The organism is Lentzea albidocapillata subsp. violacea (assembly GCF_900100275.1).
GTDB lineage: Bacteria > Actinomycetota > Actinomycetes > Mycobacteriales > Pseudonocardiaceae > Lentzea > Lentzea violacea.
The window spans coordinates 65,575-85,921 of sequence record NZ_FNET01000003.1; the positions used below are offsets into that span (position 1 = coordinate 65,575).

The 20,347-nt window shown below is 69.1% G+C and carries 18 protein-coding genes; 8 read left to right on the forward strand and 10 right to left on the reverse strand.

The genetic code is table 11. The annotated features are described in order from the left end of the window. Positions 1-43 precede the first annotated feature (43 nt). Positions 44-946, forward strand: a complete 903-nt coding sequence (locus BLR21_RS08165; RefSeq protein WP_090005226.1) for a LysR family transcriptional regulator — start codon at positions 44-46, stop codon at positions 944-946. Between the two features lie 15 nt (positions 947-961). On the opposite strand, the gene BLR21_RS08170 is transcribed toward BLR21_RS08165, so the two are convergent. The 6 genes from BLR21_RS08170 to BLR21_RS08195 form a co-directional block, all read right to left on the reverse strand. After that, the gene (locus BLR21_RS08170) at positions 962-2,605 is read right to left on the reverse strand and encodes a serine/threonine-protein kinase (protein ID WP_090005227.1); all 1,644 of its coding nucleotides are present in this window, start codon (positions 2,603-2,605) and stop codon (positions 962-964) included. Between the two features lie 129 nt (positions 2,606-2,734). Then, positions 2,735-4,051 (reverse strand): serine/threonine-protein kinase, encoded by a 1,317-nt coding sequence (locus tag BLR21_RS08175; protein WP_256334555.1) that lies wholly within the window; start codon positions 4,049-4,051, stop codon positions 2,735-2,737. A 147-nt stretch (positions 4,052-4,198) separates the two neighbouring features. Beyond that, positions 4,199-5,041: a hypothetical protein gene (locus BLR21_RS08180; RefSeq protein ID WP_090005228.1), complete on the reverse strand. Its 843-nt coding sequence runs from the start codon at positions 5,039-5,041 to the stop codon at positions 4,199-4,201. A 206-nt stretch (positions 5,042-5,247) separates the two neighbouring features. Next, complete coding sequence (locus BLR21_RS08185; protein ID WP_090005229.1) at positions 5,248-6,084, reverse strand: hypothetical protein; 837 nt, start codon at positions 6,082-6,084, stop codon at positions 5,248-5,250. 173 nt (positions 6,085-6,257) lie between these two features. Further along, on the reverse strand, positions 6,258-7,106 hold the full coding sequence (locus BLR21_RS08190) for a hypothetical protein (protein WP_090005230.1): 849 nt from the start codon (positions 7,104-7,106) through the stop codon (positions 6,258-6,260). Positions 7,107-7,211: 105 nt separating this feature from the next. Beyond that, on the reverse strand, positions 7,212-7,538 hold the full coding sequence (locus BLR21_RS08195) for a hypothetical protein (protein ID WP_030478398.1): 327 nt from the start codon (positions 7,536-7,538) through the stop codon (positions 7,212-7,214). A 70-nt stretch (positions 7,539-7,608) separates the two neighbouring features. Here BLR21_RS08195 and BLR21_RS08200 point away from each other — a divergent pair, with 70 nt between their 5' ends. Beyond that, positions 7,609-8,661, forward strand: a complete 1,053-nt coding sequence (locus BLR21_RS08200; protein WP_090005594.1) for an arginase family protein — start codon at positions 7,609-7,611, stop codon at positions 8,659-8,661. A 21-nt stretch (positions 8,662-8,682) separates the two neighbouring features. Here the strand turns inward: BLR21_RS08200 and BLR21_RS44640 are convergent, their stop codons facing one another. Beyond that, a complete protein-coding gene (locus tag BLR21_RS44640; RefSeq protein ID WP_420843869.1) occupies positions 8,683-9,105 on the reverse strand; it encodes a chorismate mutase in 423 nt (140 codons plus the stop codon). Next, positions 9,035-9,247 (reverse strand): hypothetical protein, encoded by a 213-nt coding sequence (locus BLR21_RS08210; RefSeq protein WP_090005231.1) that lies wholly within the window; start codon positions 9,245-9,247, stop codon positions 9,035-9,037. The genes BLR21_RS44640 and BLR21_RS08210 overlap by 71 nt, the downstream gene beginning before the upstream one ends. Positions 9,248-9,306: 59 nt before the next feature. Here BLR21_RS08210 and pcrA point away from each other — a divergent pair, with 59 nt between their 5' ends. Together pcrA and BLR21_RS08220 are read left to right on the forward strand one after the other, a co-directional pair. Continuing rightward, positions 9,307-11,622, forward strand: a complete 2,316-nt coding sequence (gene pcrA, locus BLR21_RS08215; protein ID WP_090005232.1) for a DNA helicase PcrA — start codon at positions 9,307-9,309, stop codon at positions 11,620-11,622. Between the two features lie 61 nt (positions 11,623-11,683). Then, positions 11,684-11,953, forward strand: a complete 270-nt coding sequence (locus BLR21_RS08220; protein WP_090005233.1) for a hypothetical protein — start codon at positions 11,684-11,686, stop codon at positions 11,951-11,953. A 1,368-nt stretch (positions 11,954-13,321) separates the two neighbouring features. Here the strand turns inward: BLR21_RS08220 and BLR21_RS08225 are convergent. Both BLR21_RS08225 and BLR21_RS08230 read right to left on the reverse strand, forming a co-directional pair. Next, positions 13,322-14,110 carry a M23 family metallopeptidase gene (locus BLR21_RS08225; protein ID WP_090005234.1) on the reverse strand — a complete coding sequence of 263 codons (789 nt, stop codon included), beginning with the start codon at positions 14,108-14,110 and terminating at the stop codon, positions 13,322-13,324. A gap of 208 nt (positions 14,111-14,318) precedes the next feature. Beyond that, positions 14,319-15,299, reverse strand: coding sequence for an esterase/lipase family protein (locus tag BLR21_RS08230; RefSeq protein ID WP_090005235.1), 981 nt, complete (start codon positions 15,297-15,299; stop codon positions 14,319-14,321). 125 nt (positions 15,300-15,424) lie between these two features. On the opposite strand from BLR21_RS08230, the gene BLR21_RS08235 reads away from it, so the two are divergent. From BLR21_RS08235 to BLR21_RS08250, 4 genes are all read left to right on the forward strand, one after another. Next, entirely contained in the window at positions 15,425-17,104 is a 1,680-nt protein-coding gene (locus tag BLR21_RS08235) for a hypothetical protein (protein ID WP_090005236.1), read from the forward strand. A 208-nt stretch (positions 17,105-17,312) separates the two neighbouring features. Further along, positions 17,313-18,479, forward strand: a complete 1,167-nt coding sequence (gene sucC / locus BLR21_RS08240; RefSeq protein WP_030478407.1) for an ADP-forming succinate--CoA ligase subunit beta — start codon at positions 17,313-17,315, stop codon at positions 18,477-18,479. A 3-nt stretch (positions 18,480-18,482) separates the two neighbouring features. After that, a complete protein-coding gene (gene sucD / locus BLR21_RS08245; RefSeq protein WP_090005237.1) occupies positions 18,483-19,370 on the forward strand; it encodes a succinate--CoA ligase subunit alpha in 888 nt (295 codons plus the stop codon). Positions 19,371-19,546: 176 nt separating this feature from the next. Continuing rightward, complete coding sequence (locus BLR21_RS08250; RefSeq protein ID WP_090005238.1) at positions 19,547-20,254, forward strand: DUF5336 domain-containing protein; 708 nt, start codon at positions 19,547-19,549, stop codon at positions 20,252-20,254. Positions 20,255-20,347: the final 93 nt, after the last annotated feature.

Genomic DNA, 20,347 nt, shown 5'->3' on the forward strand with positions numbered 1-20,347 from the left:
AATTGTTGTGGGAAACCTTTAAGCAGCGCTGTAAGGTCGAGGCATGCTGGACGTGCGACGAATGCAGGTGCTCAGGGCCGTCGTGAGCACGGGTTCCATCACCGCGGCGGCGACGAACCTCGGCTACACCCCGTCCGCCATCTCGCAGCAGGTCGCGGGCCTGGAGAAGCAGGCAGGCATGCCGTTGCTGGAACGCGTCGGCAGGGGCATCCGACCGACCGCGGCCGGTCGTCTCCTCACCGAGCACGCCGGTCGCCTCGCCGAGCAACTGGCCGACGCCGAGAGCGCCCTCACGGCGTTGCGCAACGGCTGCGCCGGCACCCTGCGCGTCCGCTACTTCGCCACGGCGGGAGCGGCGCTCGTGCCCCCCGCGGTCGCGGCGTTCCGGGCCGAGCGCCCGGGGGTGGAGCTCGACCTGAAGCTCACCGAGCCGACCGACCCCTTCGTCGAACTGGCGGCGGGCCGCGCGGACGTGGCGATCACCGTCCTCGAACCCGACGCGCCCGCCCCGGAGGGCATGGTCGCGCGGCACCTGCTCGCCGACCCGCTGTACGCCGTGCTCCCGCGAGGCCACGCCCTGGCGCGCAAGCGCGTGCTGGACCTGGGCGAGCTGGCCGACGAGCCGTGGATCGACGCGGACTGCGGTGCCGCCGGCCCGTGCGCGGACCTCGTGCGAAATGCCTGCGCAGGTGCCGGGTTCTCACCGAAGGTGGTCGTGGAAAGCGACGACTACGCGACCGCGCAGGGATTCGTGGCGGCCGGGCTGGGCGTCACGATCATTCCCCGGCTCGGGCTGGGATACGCACACCCCGGCGTTGTCGTGCGCAAGGTGCGCAATCCGGAACCCGTCCGGCACATTCACGTCGTGTACCGCGAGGATGCCGCGTGGAATCCCGCCGTGCTCACTCTCGCGGAAGCCCTGGAGAAGGCCGCACGGGCCTCCTGACCAGGGCTGACGCGATCAGTAGCCGGTGGCCGGGCCGAGTGACTTGTCGCTGTGCAGGAGGAAGTTCGGGCTCTTCCACTCGAACGAGATGCCCCGGCGTTCGGTGGTCGTCCCGCCGTTCTTCTTCGTGTACTGGACGTCGACTTCCCAGTAGAAGCCTTCTTTTTCGGTCGCCTTGAGGATCTTGGCGTCCTTGACGCCCGACCAGAAGTCCTGGAAACCGCTGTAGCCGCCGGAGAAGCTGCCCTGGAAGTTGCCGTTGCCCAGTGCCCAGGCCGCCTGCTGGTCCTTGGGCGCGGTGTCGAAGTACTCGTTCAGGAACGCTTCCATGTCCGGGGCGCCGGGCTGGCTCGTCCACTGACCGGCCTTGCCCGCGGACTTCGGCGTCGTCGACTGCTTGGTCGGGTCGCTGCCCGGGGTCTGCTGCGTCGAGGTGTTGGCGCCCGCGTTGTTGCCGTTGCCGTTGTCGCCGCCGCTCGAGATCATGCTCGCGAACATGATGCCGATGACCGCCGCCGCCACGATGGCGAGCGCGGTGTAGACCGTCGACTTCTTGCTCTTCAACGCCGACGAGGCCGCTGCCTGCCTCGGGCGCTGCGAGTACTGCGGCGCGGCGGCCGGGCGGTGGTTCGACGGCTGCTGCTGCGCGGACGCCGTGCGCGCTGGCGGCGTGTGCATGTCCACCCGCGTCGCGTTGGGCGGCGGGGCCTGCTGCTGACCGTGCGGCGGCGTGAGGGCCCGCGTGGCGGCCTGCTGCTGCGGCTGTTGCACCGCCGCACCGCGCCACGACGGCGGGTGGGTCGGGGCAACCACGGCAGGGGTGAAGGCAGGAGCGGCCTGGCCGTTCGCGACGGCGGCGAGCGCGTCACGGGCCTCGGCCATGGTCGGGCGGTCCTCCGGCTCCGCGCGCAGCAGGCGCATCAGCAGCGCGGTCAGCGGGCCGGCGTTGCGCGGCGGGTTGACCTTGCCGGACGCGACCTTGTGCAGCAGCGCGATGGTGTTCTCGCTCAGACCGAACGGCGGTTCGCCCTCGATCGCGGCGTAGAGCGTCGAGCCCAGCGAGAACACGTCGGACGGCGAGCCGGGGTCGTAGCCCTTGGCCACCTCGGGTGCGAGGTAGGCGGGGGTGCCCGCGAGCATGCCCGTCGCGGTGACCGTGACGTCACCGGTCGCGCGGGAGATGCCGAAGTCGGTGATCTTGACCGTGCCGTCGTCGCCCAGCAGGATGTTGCCGGGCTTGATGTCGCGGTGCACGATGCCGGCGTTGTGCGCGGCGGCCAGCGCCGACGCGACCTGCATGCCGATCGACGCCACGTCCCGCGGCGGGAGCGTGCCGCGTTCGGAGAGCACCGCGGACAGGCTCTTCGACGGCAGGTACTCCATGATCAGCCACGGCTGGCTGTCGTCCTCGGCCACGTCGTAGACGGCGACCGCGTGGGGGTGTTGCAGGCGCGCGGCGATACGGCCCTCGCGCATGGCACGTCTCTTGGCCTCGTCCGTGTCAGCTTCGGCTAGTCCAGGCTGCAGGAGGAGTTGCTTGACCGCGACTGTGCGGTGCAGGCGTTCGTCGTGTGCCGTCCAGACGACGCCCATGGCGCCGCTGCCGATCCGCTGGCTCAATCGGTAGCGACCAGCGACCAATCGGCCATCGTCGGTCACAGTTGCTCCCCGCTGTGCGGTCACTTGCTCTCTGTTCAACGGCTGATCACACCTTCGGGTTCAGATCACCCCATCAGGTGCGTGTACCCACCTTACGAGATTTCCACGACGTAACTGCGCTTAGCCCAGTCAGCTTGTCGTCACTACCGAACTCGGTGGTGGCGAAGACGGCGGAGCCGAGCTCGAAGGCCTGGACGGCGTCGTCGTAGTCGTCGTGGTCGTAGTGGTGGTCGTGGTTGTGGTCGTCGTAGTGCTAGACGTCGTTTGCTGCGTTGTCGTTGCCTCAGGCGTGGTTGTCGTCACCTCGGGCAACGAAGTCGTCGGCTCCACCGTCTGCGACGAGCTCGCCGGCGGCGCGGACGGGGTCTGCTGCTCCTTGTTGAACACCCCGAGCGCGACCATCAACCCGCCGATGACCAGCAGCAACGCCAGCACGACGGCAGCGATCACCAGCGGGCGGTTGTTCTCCTGCCCCCTCGCGGGCGCCATCGGCGGAGCGGTTCGCGCTGGCGCGGTTCGAGCTACCGGCCGGACCACTCGGGTCCGATCGGGCTCCACGATCGCCGTCGGATCGGGGCCCTCGGTCACCGCCAGGCCGCTGAACGACGGCGAACGGCCGTGCGCGACCGCGTTGAGCACCTCACGCGCCTGGGTCATGGTCGGCCGGTCGTCCGGCTCGTAGTTCAGGAGGTACAGCAGCGTGTCGGACAGCGGGTGGTCGACGGTCGGCGGGTTGATCCGCCCGGCCGCGACGGCGTGCAGCACACCGAGAGTGTTCTCGCTCACTCCGTAGGGCGGCTCGCCCTCCATCGCGGCGAACAGCGTCGAGCCGAGCGAGTAGACGTCCGAGGCCGGCGTCGGGTCCTGGCCCCGTGCGATCTCCGGCGCGAGGTACGCGGGCGTGCCGGCGATCAGGCCGGTCTTGGTGACCGTGATGTCGTCGGACGCGCGCGAGATGCCGAAGTCGGTGATCTTGACGACGCCGTTCTCGGCGATCAGCACGTTGCCCGGCTTCACGTCGCGGTGCACGATCCCCGCCGCGTGGGCCGCGGCCAGCGCCGCCGCGCACTGCGCGCCGATGCCGGCGACCTCGACCGGGTCCATCGGCCCGCCCTCGGCGAGCGCGTCGGCCAGGCTGTAGGACGGCAGGTACTCCATGACCAGGCACGGGACGCCGTCTTCCTCGACGACGTCGTACACGGCGATGGCGTTCGGGTGGTGCAGCTTGGCGGCGATGCGGCCCTCGCGCATGGCGCGCTGGATGGCCTCGTCCTGCTCGGTCTCGTCGAGGCCGGGCGCGAGCAGCAGCTGCTTGATCGCGACCTCACGGCCGAGGCGTTCGTCGTGGGCACGCCAGACGATGCCCATCGCGCCGGAGCCGATGCGGTCGAGGAAGCGGTAACGGTCGGCGATCAGACGGCCGTCCGAGGTGCCGGACGTCGTCACAAGCCCACCCCAGGGGTGCTCGAAGGCGTGACTGCGGCTGCGGCAGCAGATCCCACGCTCGTGCTCCTCGTGCGGTAGTCAGCGGGTCGTCCGGAATGCCCGCACAGGGTACCTGTCGAGGCCCGCCGCTGAGCTACCTGTCGTACATCAGGTCACAGGGGCGAAGAAGTCGAATCCGCCGACGGTGTCGCCCACGGTGTTCAGCACCGGGTCGAGGACGCCGAGGTCCACGCTCACGTCGACCGGGTTGGACGGCGGCGGCAGCGGGTTCTCGGAGCTGGGCGGCGGCGTGCTGCTGCTCGGCGGGGTGGCCGCGGACGAGCTCGGCGGCGGAGGCGTCTCGCTCGACGGCGGCGTGCTCGGCGTGCTGGTCTCCGTGGACGTCGACGGCGTGGTCGAGGTCTCGGTGGTGGGCTGCTGCGTCGGCTGCTGGGTCGGGGTCTGCTGCGTCGGACGCTGCTGCTGGGTCTGGACGTACGGGGCGACGCGCGTGGTCGGGTCCGCCGACGTCGGGTCGGCCTGCTGCGTCTCGGTGGCGTCGGACTGCTGGGTCTTGTTCGACGGCAGCTTCACGACGCCTTCGGTGCCCGCGCTCGCTCCACGGGCCTGGGCGCGCTCGTCGAACCGCACCTCGGCGAGCGGACGCTCGTCCGGCGAGGACAGCCACGAGGAGGCCGCGAACGCCACGGAACCGCAGATGATGACGCCACCGCTGGCGGCGGCGGCCAGCTTGCCGACGGTGAACCCGCCGCGCTGGGTGTCGTCGGCGCGGCCCTCACGGCGCAGCAGCTCGGTGATGTGCAGCTCCTTCATGGGCTGCTTCTTCGCCTTGCCGCCCGGCGCCTTGACCGGCTTGAACTTGATCGTCGGCTCGAACGCCTCGGGGGTGAGGTCGGCGGTGATCACCGGGATCTCCACGGTCTCCGCCTCGCGGCGGGCGATCAGCTCGGCGACCGACAGCTGGCCGGTCGACTCGGCCGATCCGTTCAACCGCCGACGATGGTCCTCAATCGACACCGCTCGTTCACCCTTCCAAGTTCGCGTACGCGCACTGGCGGGCTCATGGATACCGAATCGTGACCCAAGATGTAACCCCTATGGGGGAATTTTCACGATCCAAACCCAGTTTTCGCGACGAGCGGTCACCGTTCGACTGCGAACGGCGAGCCACTTGGGTGCGACCTAACCTCTGCGGCCTAACTACGCTGCGCCGAAAGGACCTCGGTGCCGACGATCCGCGGCTGGGTCGTGCTGGTCAGCCAGAAGAGCTGCTCGATGCGCAGCCAGCCGCCGTCCATCTCCTGCATCGAGACGACCGCGAGCACCGATCCGTCCGGCCGCACCGACGTCTGGTCGACGCTCACCGTCTTGATCTTTCCCCAGGACCGGGCGAACTCCGCGGGGTTCGCGCCGACCAGCTCCGGCGAGAGCAGCTTGGCCGCCGAGTTCGGCTTGGTCGCGAGCAGCTCGTAGAACTTCTTCACCACGTCCACCTGCGGCAGCGGGCCGATCGAGACCTCCGGCGTGGACGGTTCGGTGGTCCCGGCGGCGGTCTCCAGCAGCAACGCGGACGGCTGCGGCATCGGCATCACGGCGGTGGAGGTGGTCGGCAGCGGCGGATGCTCGTGCGGCAGCTGGGCCGACAGGACGTCGGGACGCAGCGCGCTCGAACCCGACAGCGCGACGGGCCGGTCGGCGACCGGGACGCCGACGTTCGCCGGGCGCTTGCCCGCGAGGATCGCCGCGCCCGCGATGGACGAGACGAGTACGACCACGCCGGTCAGCAGGCCGGCGATCCTGGCGACGGGGCCCGGCTTCGCGCGCCGGCGGCGGTTCGGGACGACCGGGATCACGGTCGTCGCCGCGGTCATGTTCTCGGTCGGGCCGAGCAGGGAGGTGACGAGAGCGTCGGTGGCGGCGTCCTCGTTCGACAGGATGCGCATCGGTGCCGGCTGCTGTTTGATCAGCTCGGCCACGCTGATCGAGCCGGCGCGGTTGTGCCGCCGTCCGGTCGTCGCCGCGGGACGCTGCACTGCTCTGGTCCTCCGTACTGTCCGTGTTCAGGTGAAGACGTACCGTGGCCTCACGTCATGACGCCAGTTTCCTGGTGGACTTCACTCGTCCGTGGCGGCCAGTGGTGATCAGGATTCGCTCGATGGGTGCTACCTACTACGTTCGGTAACTCAGGGCGTGACCTTTAGCCACTTCAGCCGCCGAGCTTCAACCGTTCACCGTTGATCAGCGGCAGGTCGCCGAGCGTGAAGGTGAGCTCGCGCTTCTCGGTGCTGATCGAGCCGTCCTTCTTCGTCACCTGCAGCAGGCTCACGGTGAGGCCCTTGCTCGGGTCGACCAGGATCTCCTTCACCTCGATCAGCGAGATGTCGGCGATCCGGCCCTCGAGCAACGCGTCGGCGTTCGAGCGCACGGTGTCCGTGGTCATGGCGAGCGCCGTGTCGGCGTTCGTCGCCATCGCCTGGTAGAAGTGCTCGGTCTGCTCGGCGATCTTGCCGCCGTCGACGACGGGGACCTCGGAGGCCGGCACGGTCGTGATGACCGGCGGGACCGGCCCGGACGGCTTGGAGTTCGTCGCGGACGCAGGGCCGCTCGTGCCCGCCACGCCGCTCGCCCCCGTGCCCGGCACGGGAGCGACCCTGCCGGTGGGCGCGGCGGAGGGCGTGGAGCCGCCGGTGGCCGCCGGACTCGTGCCGCCCGTGCGCAGTGCCGCGATCGTCGGCACGTCCGACGGGTAACCGGGCAGCCCGACCGTCTCGACCTCGCCGCCACCGCCGACCAGTTTGGCCGCGGCGACGCTCAGGCCGACCAGCACGAGCACCGACGAGACGACGGCGAACCAGGCCGCGCGCTTCCAGGTGCGCGGCGGCGTGACCGAGGCGGGCACCAGCCCGATGTTGAACTTGCGCAGGCCGTCGGTGTCCTGCAGCGGGTCGATCTGGTGGCGGCGGGGCAGCGGGATGCGGTCGCCCCCGGCGACGGGTCGCGCGTCCAGCGGCCGCGGCCCGTCGTCGACACGATGTTTGCCCGGCAGTTCGTCCATCCCCGACACCCCTCTGCGACGCAATCAGGGTAGGGCCGTCCGGCGGTGCCGAAGCAACCAAATGGGGGTGTTCAGGACGAGTGACACTCTTTTGTGTGAACTTTGTCAGCGCGGTGGCAGTTGAGCTTGACCGCTGTTGAGCTGCTTGCGCGTGTTCTGCACGCCGTTGAGCGCGGCCAGGCCGCTGCCACCCGCGATCAGCGAGCCGATGACGTCGGCGCCCAGCGAGTCGCCGTTGGTGATCAGCAAACCGATCACCGCGCCCGCGGTCGTGATGATCGCGGTCTTCCAGCGGCTGCGGACGAACTGCGAGACAGGTGCTCCGGCGAGGCCCTTCTTGTTCGCGGCCGAACCGAGCAAGCCCAGGTAAGCGTCGTGCGCCAAGGCGGCGAGCAGGCCGGCGATGGCGATCAGTGCGGCGATGAGGCCCATGCCTCCAGTGTGCCCCGAGAATTTTTCGGTGGACCATCCGTGATCGCCCTGATATCCGATTCGGGTGGACATGTTCTGGCACGACGACTGCCTCGAGCACGACGCCGGTGAGGGCCTGTGGGAGCTGCCGGGCTCCTGGCCGTGGCTCGACGTCGCCGAACCGCATCCGGAGACGGCGGCGAGGCTGCGCACGTTCCGGCACGCGCTGACGCACGGTCCCGTGGCTCCGCACTTGAAGTGGCACGAGGGGCGGCATGCGTCCGTCGACGAGCTTCTACGCGTGCACACAGCGGGGTACTTGGACTCGTTGCGCGTATCGGAGCGTGTGGCGCTGGAGGTGAACACGGTCGTAGGGCCGGAGACGTGGCGTGCGGCGTCTGCGGCGGCGGGGACGGCGTTGGCGGCGCTGGAGTCCGGTGCGCCGGTGGCGTACGCGCTCGTGCGGCCGCCGGGGCACCACGCGCAGCCGGACATGGCGGACGGCTACTGCTTCGTGAACAACGCGGCATTGGTGGCGGAAACCGCGCGACGGCAAGGGATGCGGGTCGCGGTCCTCGACTGGGACGTGCACCACGGCAACGGCACGCAGGAGGTGTTCTACGACCGGCCGGACGTGCTGACCATCTCGGTGCACATGCGGCACGGTTCGTGGGGCACCAACCACCCGCAGACCGGCGCGCCATCAGAAGTGGGCGCCAACGGCAGAAACGTCAACATTGAGCTGTCGCTCGGTGCGGGCGACACGACATACATGCGCGCGCTCGACGAGATCGCTTTCCCACTGCTGCGCGAGTTCGAGCCGGACCTGCTGGTGTGCGCGTCCGGGTTCGACGGATCGGCGTTCGACCCCAACGGCCGTCACAACCTCACGGCGGACGGGTACCGCGAGATCGGGCGGCGGGTGGCGTCGTTCGGACCGCGGGCCGTGCTCACCCAGGAGGGCGGCTACCTGCGCGGGTACTCGGCGCTGTGCCTGCACGCGCTGGTCGAGGGCCTGCTGCGGCTGCCGGAGCCGTTGATCGAGGACCCGCTGGCCTACGTGCCGGACGACACCCAGCTGGCGGACGCGGACCTCGAGCGCGTCAGGGCCGCCCTGAAGCCTTTTTGGCCCGGCGTGCTGTGACGCCGGGCCCGTCCTGACCAGCTACCTGCCGAGCGGGCCACGGCCCATCTTGAGCAGGATCATGGCGAGGTCCTTGCCCTCCGGGCCGAGCGGCCGGTAGCGGTTGAGCACGTCGATCTCGCGGTTGTGCACGATCTTCGTGCCGCCGGCCGCCATCCGGGCCGCGCCGATGATCTTGGATATCTCGACGCGCCGTTGCACCAGGCGGAGGATCTCCGCGTCGAGGTGGTCGATCTCCTCGCGCAGCTCGTTGATGTCGGGGTCAGTGGTGGTGTCCATCATTGATGACCTCTCGAGAACTTCGAGTCCTGGCCCGGAAGCGACGAAGCCCCGGGGTCCGAGGACTCCGGGGCTTCGTGGTGGCTTTTCAGCGCTAGACGACCACGGGAGCCGGAGTCCGGGTCCCGTAGAAAAACTCGAAGTACGTCGCGCGCATGGATTCAGTGTTGCACAGAACCTCCGGGACCCGCCAAGTTCGCGGGGTGAACGGGCTCACCAGGTGGGACGTGCGGGCCGCAGGCAGGGCCTGTCCGTCTTCCGGGCAGAACTTCATGATCGACACCAGCGCCTGATAGTTCCTGCTCATCGAACACATGGTCGGGCGGTACCGGATTTGTCGGTGCCGCCCGGTACCGTGGATGGACGATGAGCGCCTTGTTCGACTTGCCTTCAAGTCCCCCCGTTTCCCGCGCGGGCCACCTGCTCGACGACCTGAACCCCGCGCAGCGCCGTGCCGTCGAGCACGCCGGTTCACCGCTGCTGGTGGTGGCGGGCGCCGGCTCGGGCAAGACGCGCGTCCTCACCCGCCGGATCGCGTACCTGCTCGCGGCGCGTGACGTGCACCCGGGCCAGATCATGGCCATCACGTTCACGAACAAGGCCGCCGCCGAGATGAAGGAGCGCGTCGCCGACATGGTGGGCGCCCGCGCCCGCTCGATGTGGGTGTCGACGTTCCACTCGATGTGCGTGCGCGTGATGCGCCGGGACGCGAAGGTCCTGGGCATGTCGTCGAACTTCTCGATCTACGACAGCGACGACTCGCGCCGCCTCATCACACTCGTCGCCAGAGACCTGGACCTCGACCCGAAGAAGTACGCGGCCCGCACCCTCGCCGTGCACATCTCGAACCTCAAGAACGAGCTCATCGACCCGGAGACCGCAGCCGCCCAGGCCACGAACGACCTGGAACGCCGCGTGGCCGAGGTCTACGCCGTCTACCAGCGCCGCCTGGGCGAGTCGAACTCGCTCGACTTCGACGACCTCATCATGAGGACCGTCGAACTCCTGCAGCGCTTCCCGGACGTGGCAGAGCACTACCGCCGCCGCTTCCGCCACGTCCTGGTAGACGAGTACCAGGACACGAACCACGCGCAGTACACCCTCGTGCGCGAACTGGTCGGTAAGGCGGGCGGCGAACTCCCCCCGGCCGAACTCTGCGTGGTGGGCGACGCGGACCAGTCCATCTACGCCTTCCGCGGCGCCACGATCCGCAACATCGTGGAGTTCGAGCGCGACTACCCGGACGCGACCACGATCCTGCTGGAGCAGAACTACCGCTCCACACAGAACATCCTGACGGCCGCGAACGCGGTGATCTCCCGCAACCCGAACCGCCGCGCCAAGTCGCTCTGGTCCGACCTCGGCGAGGGCGAGAAGATCGTCGGCTACGTGGCGGACAACGAACACGACGAGGCGGCGTTCGTAGCCAACGAGATCGACCGCCTCGTAGACGGCGGCGAGGTCAACAACTCCGAGATCGCCGTCTTCTACCGCACGAACAACCAGTCGCGGGTCTTCGAAGAGATCTTCATCCGCCTGGGCCTCCCGTACCGAGTGGTCGGCGGCGTCCGCTTCTACGAGCGCCGAGAGGTCCGCGACGCCCTCGCGTACCTGCGAACCCTGGCCAACCCGGAAGACACGGTCTCACTCCGCCGAATCCTGAACGTGCCGAAACGAGGCATCGGCGACCGAGCGGAAGCCTGCGTCTCGGCCTACGCGGAACGCGAACGAGTCAGCTTCGCCGCAGCCCTCCGCGAAGCGGTGAACGACCGAGTCCCGATGCTGAACCCGCGCTCCCGCAACGCGATCGCAGGCTTCGTGGAAATGATGGACCAACTCGGCGAGATGGTCGCGCGCGAGGACGACGTGGCCGACATCCTCGAAGCGGTCCTGGACAAGACCGGCTACCGCACCGAACTGGAAGCCAGCGAAGACCCGCAGGACCACACGAGGATCGAAAACCTCAACGAACTGGTAACCGTAGCCCGGGAGTTCACCGAACTGGAGCTCCCCGAAGGCGCAGACCCGGTCCCGTCCCTACCGGCATTCCTGGAACGCGTCTCCCTCGTTGCAGACGCGGACTCGATCCCGGACGCCGACTCGGACGGCGTGGTCACCCTGATGACCATCCACACGGCCAAGGGCCTCGAATACCCGGTCGTCTTCAGCACGGGCTGGGAAGACGGCGTCTTCCCACACATGCGAGCACTGGGAGACCCAGCCGAACTGGCAGAAGAACGCCGCCTCGCCTACGTGGGCATCACCAGGGCACAACGCCGCCTCTACCTCTCCAGGGCCCTGGTGAGGTCGGCCTGGGGCCAGCCCTCGGCAAACCCGGCCTCCCGCTTCCTGGGCGAAATCCCGGAAGACCTGCTGGACTGGCGCCGAGTAGAGCCCTCCCGCTCAGGCCCGGCAGCAGCCACGACCTGGGGCCGCTCAGCCTCAGGCGGAGGCATAGCCTCCAGAGGCCTATCCCGCCCAGCCCCAGGCAAAGCGGGCTGGAAAGACACCCCAGCCCTGAAGCTGGACGTAGGCGACCGGGTAACCCACGACAAGTACGGCCTGGGCCGAGTAGTGGCAGTGGACGGCGCGGGCCTAAGGGCAACAGCAACGATCGACTTCGGCGGCTCAGGCACAGTCCGCCTGATGCTCATCGGCAGCGTCCCAATGACAAAACTCTAACGAGCCACCCTCACCAGATCCCAGCGGCGAAGCCAAAGGCGAGCCGTCGACCGCGCTATGGATGGGTACGCAACTCATCCGCGACGCCGCAGGCAAGCCGTCCGAGCGCGCGCTCATGGGTACGCAACTCATCGGCGATGCCATAGGCAAGCGGTCCGAGCGCACGCTCATGGGCACGCATCCCACCCGCGACGCCGTAGGCGAGCCGTCCGAGCGCATGGAAACGGGCACGCATCCCACCCGCGACGCCGTAGGCGAGCCGTCCTTACCGAACGTTCTGGGTGGGGTGGCTTCGTCACGAGTCGTGCCACAGCTCTTGCTGCATGGGTGAAGGGGTGTCAACTCGACACGCTTTTCGTCGAGTTGACACCCCTTCACCCATGTGGCCCGCTCTTGGCTCGACTCGTGACGAAGCCACCCCACCAACGCGCCCCACAAAGCAACGCGCCTCCGCCCAGAGCAACAGGCGTGCCATCAACCCGCGCACGGCGTAGACCCCGGCTTTGGATCAGATTGGCGGGGTCTGGGGCGGAGCCCCAGGAACCAGCAGACACACCCGCACGCACGGTGACCACCTACGAACTCGCAACCGCCGCCCGCCAACCCACCAGGGAGACGGCCAACGCAACCGCCGCGCCCCCCAAATTACGGAACGCCCAAGTCCGCCCATCCCCACCCAAACCGGACCACCCCAGCACCACCCCCATCCCCCTGACCAGCACCAACACCCACCCCCAAGAAAATCCAGAGAAATCCACAAAATCCGCGCAACGGCAAGCCACTACGTACGTCTATGTGGGTGTCGCAAGCAGCACAGCCACGGAACGTTCGGGGCGGTCCAAGGCACAACGAGCAGCCTGCAGACAAAAAGGGGAGCGAAGGGACGGCGGGGGCCTAACTTCGCGGCGAAGTGCGGCCGGACCGAACGGGAGAGCGGTCCGGCCGCACTGTCTTCTCAGGACGCCGCGCTGTCTCTTCAGGACGCCGCACTGTCTTCTCAGGACAACGGCCCCGGCAGCATCCCAAGGCCCCGGCGCATCCCAAGGGCCCGGCGCATCCAAGGGCCCGGCGCATCCAAGGGCCGGCGCGTCCCAACGCACACCGACGAACCCGAAGATCGACGCAGGTCAGCCCCACCGCGTCCAAAAATTGTCAGACCCCAGGAGCATCATCGACCGCATGAGGCCACAACCCCGGCGGGAGAGCTCAAATTGGATCACGTACTGGCCGGCGCGCTGCACGAACGTGTGTTCGCAATCCTCAACCAGCTGGAATCCCCGGAGACCATCAGGCTGGTCGAAGCCTGGCGCACCCTGCTACGCCACCACGAACCAACGGAGAGCGGGGCCTGCAAGGCCTGCGGCCCACGCTGGCGCAAACACATGTGCTCGGTCTGGCGCATAGCGGCGACCTACTTCGCCCGCCCAGAGCCGTAGCGCCCAGAGCCGTAGCGCCCAGAACCACAACTCCGAAAGCCGTGACACGCCCCCCAAGGAGCGGCCGGCAAGAGCGCGACCAGAGCGACGCTAGAGGCTCCTGGGCCACACGAGCCTCCTGAGCCGACCAGAACACCCTGACCCACACCACGAGGTGGGCCAGCCGCAGAACGACCGTCAGAAAGCTACTCAGCCGTAGTTCAGGAATTCCCGAACCAGGATTCCGAAGACCCGAGCCCGAACCGCCGAAAAGACCCGGTGGATCAGACCGTCACGCCACGAGCGTTCAGCCAGGTCAGCGGGTTGACCTTCTGGCCGCCCGGGTTCCAGACCTCGAAGTGCAGGTGGGGTCCGGTGGAGAAGCCGCGGTTGCCCATGCGGGCGATCTGCTGGCCTGCCTTGACCTGCTGGCCTTCGCGGACGCCGATCGTGTCCATGTGGCCGTAGACGGTGATGGTGCCGTCGGCGTGCTGCACGCGGACCCAGAGGCCGAAGCCGGACGCGGGACCCGCCTCGATGATCACGCCGTCCGCGGCGGAGACGATCGGGGTGCCGATGGGGCCCGCGATGTCGATGCCGAGGTGCATGGTGCCCCAGCGGCCGCCGTAGCCGGAGGTGAACTCGCCGGCGGCGGGGCGGACGAACTTCGGGCGCTTCTTCTCGGCCTCGACGGTCTCGCGCTGGGTCGTGAGCTGCTGGCTGCGCAGGAGCTTGGCGGCCTCGGCGGAGCCCTCGGTCGTGGTCTTGGAGACCGCGAGGATCTGCGGCGCGGAGGCGGTGTCGCCGCCCACGCCGTCGAAGGTGGCGGCGCCGTCGGCGTGGTTCGCGAGCTGGACGTCCTTGCTGTCGTTCGCTGCGGCCTGGCCGATCTGGCCTGCGCCTGCTGCTGCGAACGCGCCTACTGCGACGGCGGCGACGACGATTCGTCCGCGAAGCGCCGACGGTGGCGGGGGAAGCCGGTGAGAGCTGACCGGGCGCGTGGTGGCACGGTCGACTGCCTCTTCAAGCGCAGCACTGCGTTCATGGCCGCCGGGGGAGCGGTGGTGACTCAAAGCTTGCCCTTCCGCCTTCGGGGAGCCTGATCTGGTGGACGCCGGGCGGGGGATTCCCGGTGAGTCAGGATTCGGGGTTCTGACTCGGTGTCCTTCTGTGATCAGACCGTGACAACGGACCGGGGGACGATAACGGCGCGGAGCCTCGGAGGGCAAACCCCAGTTCGTTATGTCCCCTCAATGGGCGGCGACCTGCGGCTTTTATCTGTCAACTGTGACGGTCGGTGATCTGAGACGGTCGACACGCCTCACCGCCAGCGGCGATGGGGTGAGTTGACAAGTCATCCGATCGGGTGATGGCCGTCACAACTACGTGAAGCGTCCTCGTGTCAACCGGCAAAGAGAGGTGACCTGAATCACGTATCTGATGCTCTTCGACGAGCAACGACGAGTGCTCCAGGCGGGCGTTGCGCTGAGGCACGATGACCTGATCCATCTCCGACCAGACCACGACGAAGCGCGTGCGGCACGGCCGGCAGGGCTCAGCGAGTTCCGTGAGCAACTCGGAGCCGGGCCGCAGCTGCCGGGTCAGCGGCGTCGGCAGCAGATAGGCGGCGAGGGTGCCGTTGTGCGGCGTACCCAGGGTGACGAGTGAGCGCACGCGTGCGTCGCCGTGCAGTCGTTGCACGTAGTACCTGGCGATGAGCCCGCCCAGCGAATGGCCGACCACGTGCACCTGTTCGGAACCGGTCTGCTCGCAGATGCGCTCGATGTGCGCGCCGAGCAGGGCTGCGGAACGGCGGACGTCCCCGGTCAACGCCGTCAGTACGCTGTAGTTGATGGCGTGGACCACACCGAAGCCCCGCCTTCGCAGCGCCCCCGACAGCACCGCGAAGGCGGAACGGTTGTCCCCGATGCCATGCACCAGCACGATCGGGGTGCCCGCCGCGTCCATCGCCGAAACCACCAGCCCGCGCTGGCGGGGTGGCAGGCCGTCGGTGCGGTAGTGCCGGTACTGACCGTCCGGCCGCAGTTGTTCGGTGATCGCGCCCCACGGGTAGAGCACCGCGTGGGCCGTCAGCCAGGCCGCTTCCATCGCGACCCCGCGCATGCCGCCGGGCGTGGCCATCGCCCGCAGCGCGACCTTTACTTCCTCCGCGACGTCCCGGGCCGTGTGGACGCCCCAGCCGGCGCGGTCGAGAGCCGCGTCAGTCAGACGCGTGATCCACGACCGGCCGCTCTCGCTCATATGAGCGACGGTAGGTGATGAAGTCACGGGCTAGGAGTACCCGGCGGCTGTTTTCCACACGCGAACGGATTTCGTCTTAACAGGGCGCGCGCGACCACACACAGGTCTTGCTAGGTTCGCCCGCGATGACTCGCACCGAGCTCGAGAACCAGACCCCGGCGGCCGCCAGGCTGCGCACGTCGTGGGCACTCGCCGCGGCAGGCTCCCTCCTTCTGACACTCGGGCCGCTGCTCGGCGTGGTCGACGGCGCCGAACCCGCCTTCACGTCGTGGCCCCTGCTCGCACTGCTGGCGCTGTTGCCCCCGGTCGTCGCGGGTGTGCTGCTGATGCGCGGGCGCCCGTTCGTGGCGGCGGGGCTGCTCGCGGCGGCCGGTGTCTTCGCGGTCGGCCGGCTGCTGAGCGACTTCCAGATCGTGCTCGACGCGATGGACGTGGCGAGGCCCGAGCTGTTCCGGCCGGACACCCTGGTCGCCGTCACGCCGTCGGCCGGTGTGTGGCTGCTGATCGCCGGGCACGTGCTGGTCATCGCCGGCGGCGCGCTCTCGGCGGGTCGCGCCGGCATGCCCGCCGACGAGTCGGAGCCGCCGACCCTGGTCGCCTTCCCCGTGCTCATCGCCGCGATCGCGGCGATCGGCCTGCTGGGCAAGCCGTTCACCTCGATCGATCCGTTCCAGCTGGACCGGGGGCCGTGGGAGCTGCCGGTGCTCGGGCTGATCGGCGGACTGCTGGTCGCGGTGGCCGCGCCGCTCGCGACCGCGCTCGCGGCCAGTTCGCCCGACCCCGACACCCGCCAGGGCGGGACGATCGGCGTCTCGTTGTCGCTCCTCGCCGTCGTGGTGCCCCCTCTGGCCGTGGGCACCCTCGCGCCGGGCCTGAGCATCAGCGCGGGATCGGTCTCCGTGTTCACCGCCGCTCTTCTCCTGCCCGCCGTGCCTCTCCTCGGCCGGACGGTCCGACTGCTGCGCGGCAAGCGCGACGAGACGCACGACCCCGAGCTGCCCTCCACCCGGCGCCTGCACGTGACCGCCGGCGTTTTCGCCGTCCTCGCCGCCGTCGCGATGCTGGTCGGCGCGCTCCTGCCGCAGCTCGTCCTCACCACTGGCGGCACGGCACCCGGTCTGGCGTCCGTGAACCTGTTGTGGGTGGCCGGACTCGCGTTCGGCGTCCTCGGACTCCTCTTGTTCGTGCCGTCCGCGGCTGCGGTGGTGCGTCCGGCGCTGCTGGGCGGTTACCTCGCCATGCAGCTCGCCGCGGCGGGCATGACCGAGGTGGTGGTGGCGGCGAGTCAGGTGGGCGTCGCGCAACCGGGAGCCGGGTTCTGGCTGATGGTCGTCGAGGCCCCGCTCGGCCTGCTGGCACTCGCCTGCACGGGCCTCGCGGGCGCGATCGAGCGGGAGAACGCGGGCGAGGTCAGGAAGGAGCAGGTGCCGGTGACCGAGCTCGGCGCGGTGCTGCTCGCGGGGCTCTTCGCGGTCGGCGCCTTCGTGCTGCCGACCATGCGCGGCGACCGGTACACGTCGCCCACGCTGATCCCGGACAGCGACCCCGCGGTCTCCTGGACGCTGCTGATCTCCCTCACGGTGCTGATCATGACCCTCGTGCTGGTGTTCAGGTCGAGGCCCGCTCGCGGTGCCGCCACGCTCGCCGGCGCGGCTCTGCTGCTCGGCGTCCGCGCGCTGGAGCTGCCGCTGACCGGCGACCGCGTCGAGGGTGCGGTGGCCGCGCCCGGCACCTGGCTCGCGCTGGCGTCCATCGCGGCTCTGCTGGTCGCGGCCGGCTTGATGGGAGCTCGTTCGGCCCGCTGAAACGTGTCTTTGAGCTCGCGTTCTGCTGCAACGCGCGCGTGCGCGTGATCGACCTCACCGCCGTTGAGACCGACCTCACCGGTGGTGGCGTGCGAGCGGTAGCCGCAGGTCGATAGTGTCTGGGCCCAGCCGCGTCAAGTGGGTTCGCTTGGCCCCTTGAGGACCACCCAGGCGCGGTGTTCCGACACCGACGTCGCAGGAGACCCGAGTGGACCTGTACGAGTACCAGGCGAAGGACCTCTTCGCCGCCCACGGCGTCCCGGTACTGCCGGGCGATGTGGCTACCAACCCCGAAGACGCCAAGGCCATCGCCGCGAAGTTCGGCCAGGCCGTCGTCGTCAAGGCCCAGGTCAAGACCGGCGGCCGCGGCAAGGCCGGTGGTGTGAAGCTCGCTTCCACCGCCGAGGAGACCGAGGAGAAGGCCAAGGCCATCCTCGGCCTCGACATCAAGGGGCACATCGTTCACCGCGTTCTGGTGACGCCCGCCTCCGACATCGCGGAGGAGTACTACTTCTCCTTCCTGCTCGACCGTGCCAACCGCACCTTCCTCGCCATGGCGAGCGTCGAGGGCGGTATGGACATCGAGGAGGTCGCCGCGACCAAGCCCGAGGCCCTCGCGAAGATCGCCATCGACGCCATCAAGGGCGTCGACCAGGCCAAGGCCACGGAGATCGCCGACGCGGCGAACTTCCCGGCCGAGGTCAAGGACCAGGTCGTCGACGTCATCGTCAAGCTGTGGGAGACCTTCGTCGCGGAGGACGCCACGCTCGTCGAGGTCAACCCGCTGGTCCGCGACCCGCAGGGCAAGATCGTCGCGCTCGACGGCAAGGTCACGCTCGACGAGAACGCCGACTTCCGCCACCCGGCCCACGCCGAGCTGGTCGACAAGGCGGCTGAGAACCCTCTCGAGGCGAAGGCCAAGGAGAAGGGCCTCAACTACGTCAAGCTCGACGGCGAGGTGGGCATCATCGGCAACGGTGCCGGTCTCGTGATGTCGACGCTGGACGTCGTCGCGTACGCCGGTGAGCAGTACGGCGTGAAGCCCGCGAACTTCCTCGACATCGGTGGCGGCGCGTCCGCCGAGGTCATGGCCAACGGCCTGGACGTCATCCTCGGCGACGAGGCCGTCCGCTCGGTCTTCGTGAACGTCTTCGGTGGCATCACCGCCTGCGACGCCGTCGCGAACGGCATCGTGAAGGCGCTGGAGATCCTCGGCGACTCGGCCACCAAGCCGCTCGTCGTCCGCCTCGACGGCAACAACGTGGAGGAGGGCCGGCAGATTCTCGCCGACGCCAACCACCCGCTGGTGACCGTTGTCGACACGATGGACAACGCGGCCGCCAAGGCCGCCGAGCTCGCGGCTGCGGGGGTCTGAACGATGGCTATCTTCCTCAACGAGAACAGCAAGGTCATCGTCCAGGGCATGACCGGTGCCGAGGGCACCAAGCACACCAAGCGCATGCTCGCGTCCGGCACGAACATCGTCGGTGGCGTGAACCCGCGCAAGGCGGGCGAGAAGGTCGACTTCGACGGCACCGTCCTCCCGGTCTTCGGCACCGTCAAGGAGGCCATGGAGGCCACCGGCGCGAACGTGACCGTGATCTTCGTCCCGCCGGCCTTCTCGAAGGCCGCCGTGGTCGAGGCGATCGACGCCGAGATCGAGCTGGCCGTCGTCATCACCGAGGGCATCCCGGTGCACGACACCGCCTACTTCTGGGCGCACGCCGTCGCGACGGGCCACAAGACCCGCATCATCGGCCCGAACTGCCCCGGCATCATCAGCCCCGGCAAGTCGAACGCCGGCATCATCCCCGCGAACATCGCGGGCAGCGGCAAGATCGGTCTGGTGTCGAAGTCCGGCACGCTGACCTACCAGATGATGCACGAGCTGCGGGACTTCGGTTTCTCCACCGCGATCGGCATCGGTGGCGACCCGATCATCGGCACCACGCACATCGACGCCCTGGAGGCCTTCGAGGCCGACGAGGAGACCGTCGCGATCGTGATGATCGGTGAGATCGGTGGCGACGCCGAGGAGCGTGCGGCCGCGTACATCAAGGAGAACGTGACCAAGCCGGTCGTCGGCTACGTCGCGGGCTTCACCGCCCCCGAGGGCAAGACCATGGGCCACGCCGGCGCCATCGTCTCGGGCTCGGCGGGCACCGCGCAGGCGAAGAAGGAGGCCCTCGAGGCCGCCGGCGTCAAGGTCGGCAAGACGCCGTCCGAGACGGCCGACCTGATGCGCGAGATCATGCAGGGTCTCTGAAGTTTCTGACTTCAGTACACGCTCGGCGACACGAGGGCCGGATTCCGAGAGTACTTTCGGAGTCCGGCCCTCGCTCGTATGGCGGAACCGGCATGATCGGTCCATCGTCTTAGTAGCGGGTGCAGAGCACTGCTAGCGTCAATCGACGCACCCTGGTTTGAGGAGGAGACCTCGACATGTCCGTGCCTTACGGCGCACCCCAACAGCAGCCGCCGGGTCCGGCACAGCACCAGGCTCCGCCGCCGGCCCACGGGGCCGCCGGCGCCAACAACATCAACCTGGCCCTGATCCTCCCGCTGGCGGCGGCGGGTCTCGGTCTCGTGGCGTACCTCGTCGCGTTCGCTGACGACGTCAGCGGCAACGTGACGTACCTGCTCGCCGCAGGCCTGCTCGCTGGCCTTTCGGTGCTGCCCAGCACCCCGAAGGGCTTCGTCCCGGTCGCCGCGGTCCTGGCGGCCGTGCAGACGCTGCTGCAACTGCAGGGCATCATCAAGTCGCCGTCCGTGCAGGGCCTCGACATCGTGCTGCTCATCGTCGCGCTGCTCGAGACGGCCGCGGTCGTGCTCGCGTTCCTGCTCGCCGAGGGCATCGTCAAGTTCGAGCCGAAGCCGGCGAACCCGTACGCGGGCCAGCAGCACGGCCAGCCGGGCGGCTGGAACCCGCAGTCCGGCGCGTTCCCGCAGCAGGGTCAGCACCCGCAGCACGGTGCGCCCCAGCAGCAGGCCCCGCAGCAGCAGTTCGGCCAGCAGCAGCAGTTCGGTCAGCAGCCGCAGCAGCCCGCACAGCCGGGTCAGCCGCCGCAGCAGACCAGCTTCATGCCGCAGCCGGGCCAGTTCGGCTCGCCGGGCACGCCGCCCGGCGGCTTCGGTGGACCGCAGCAGTAAGGTCCGCACACCGTTCGACCTCAGGGGTGGTGCCGGTTCTCCGGTGCCACCCCTGTCGTATGACCCGGCGTGCCTGCCCTGAATGGCCCAGCC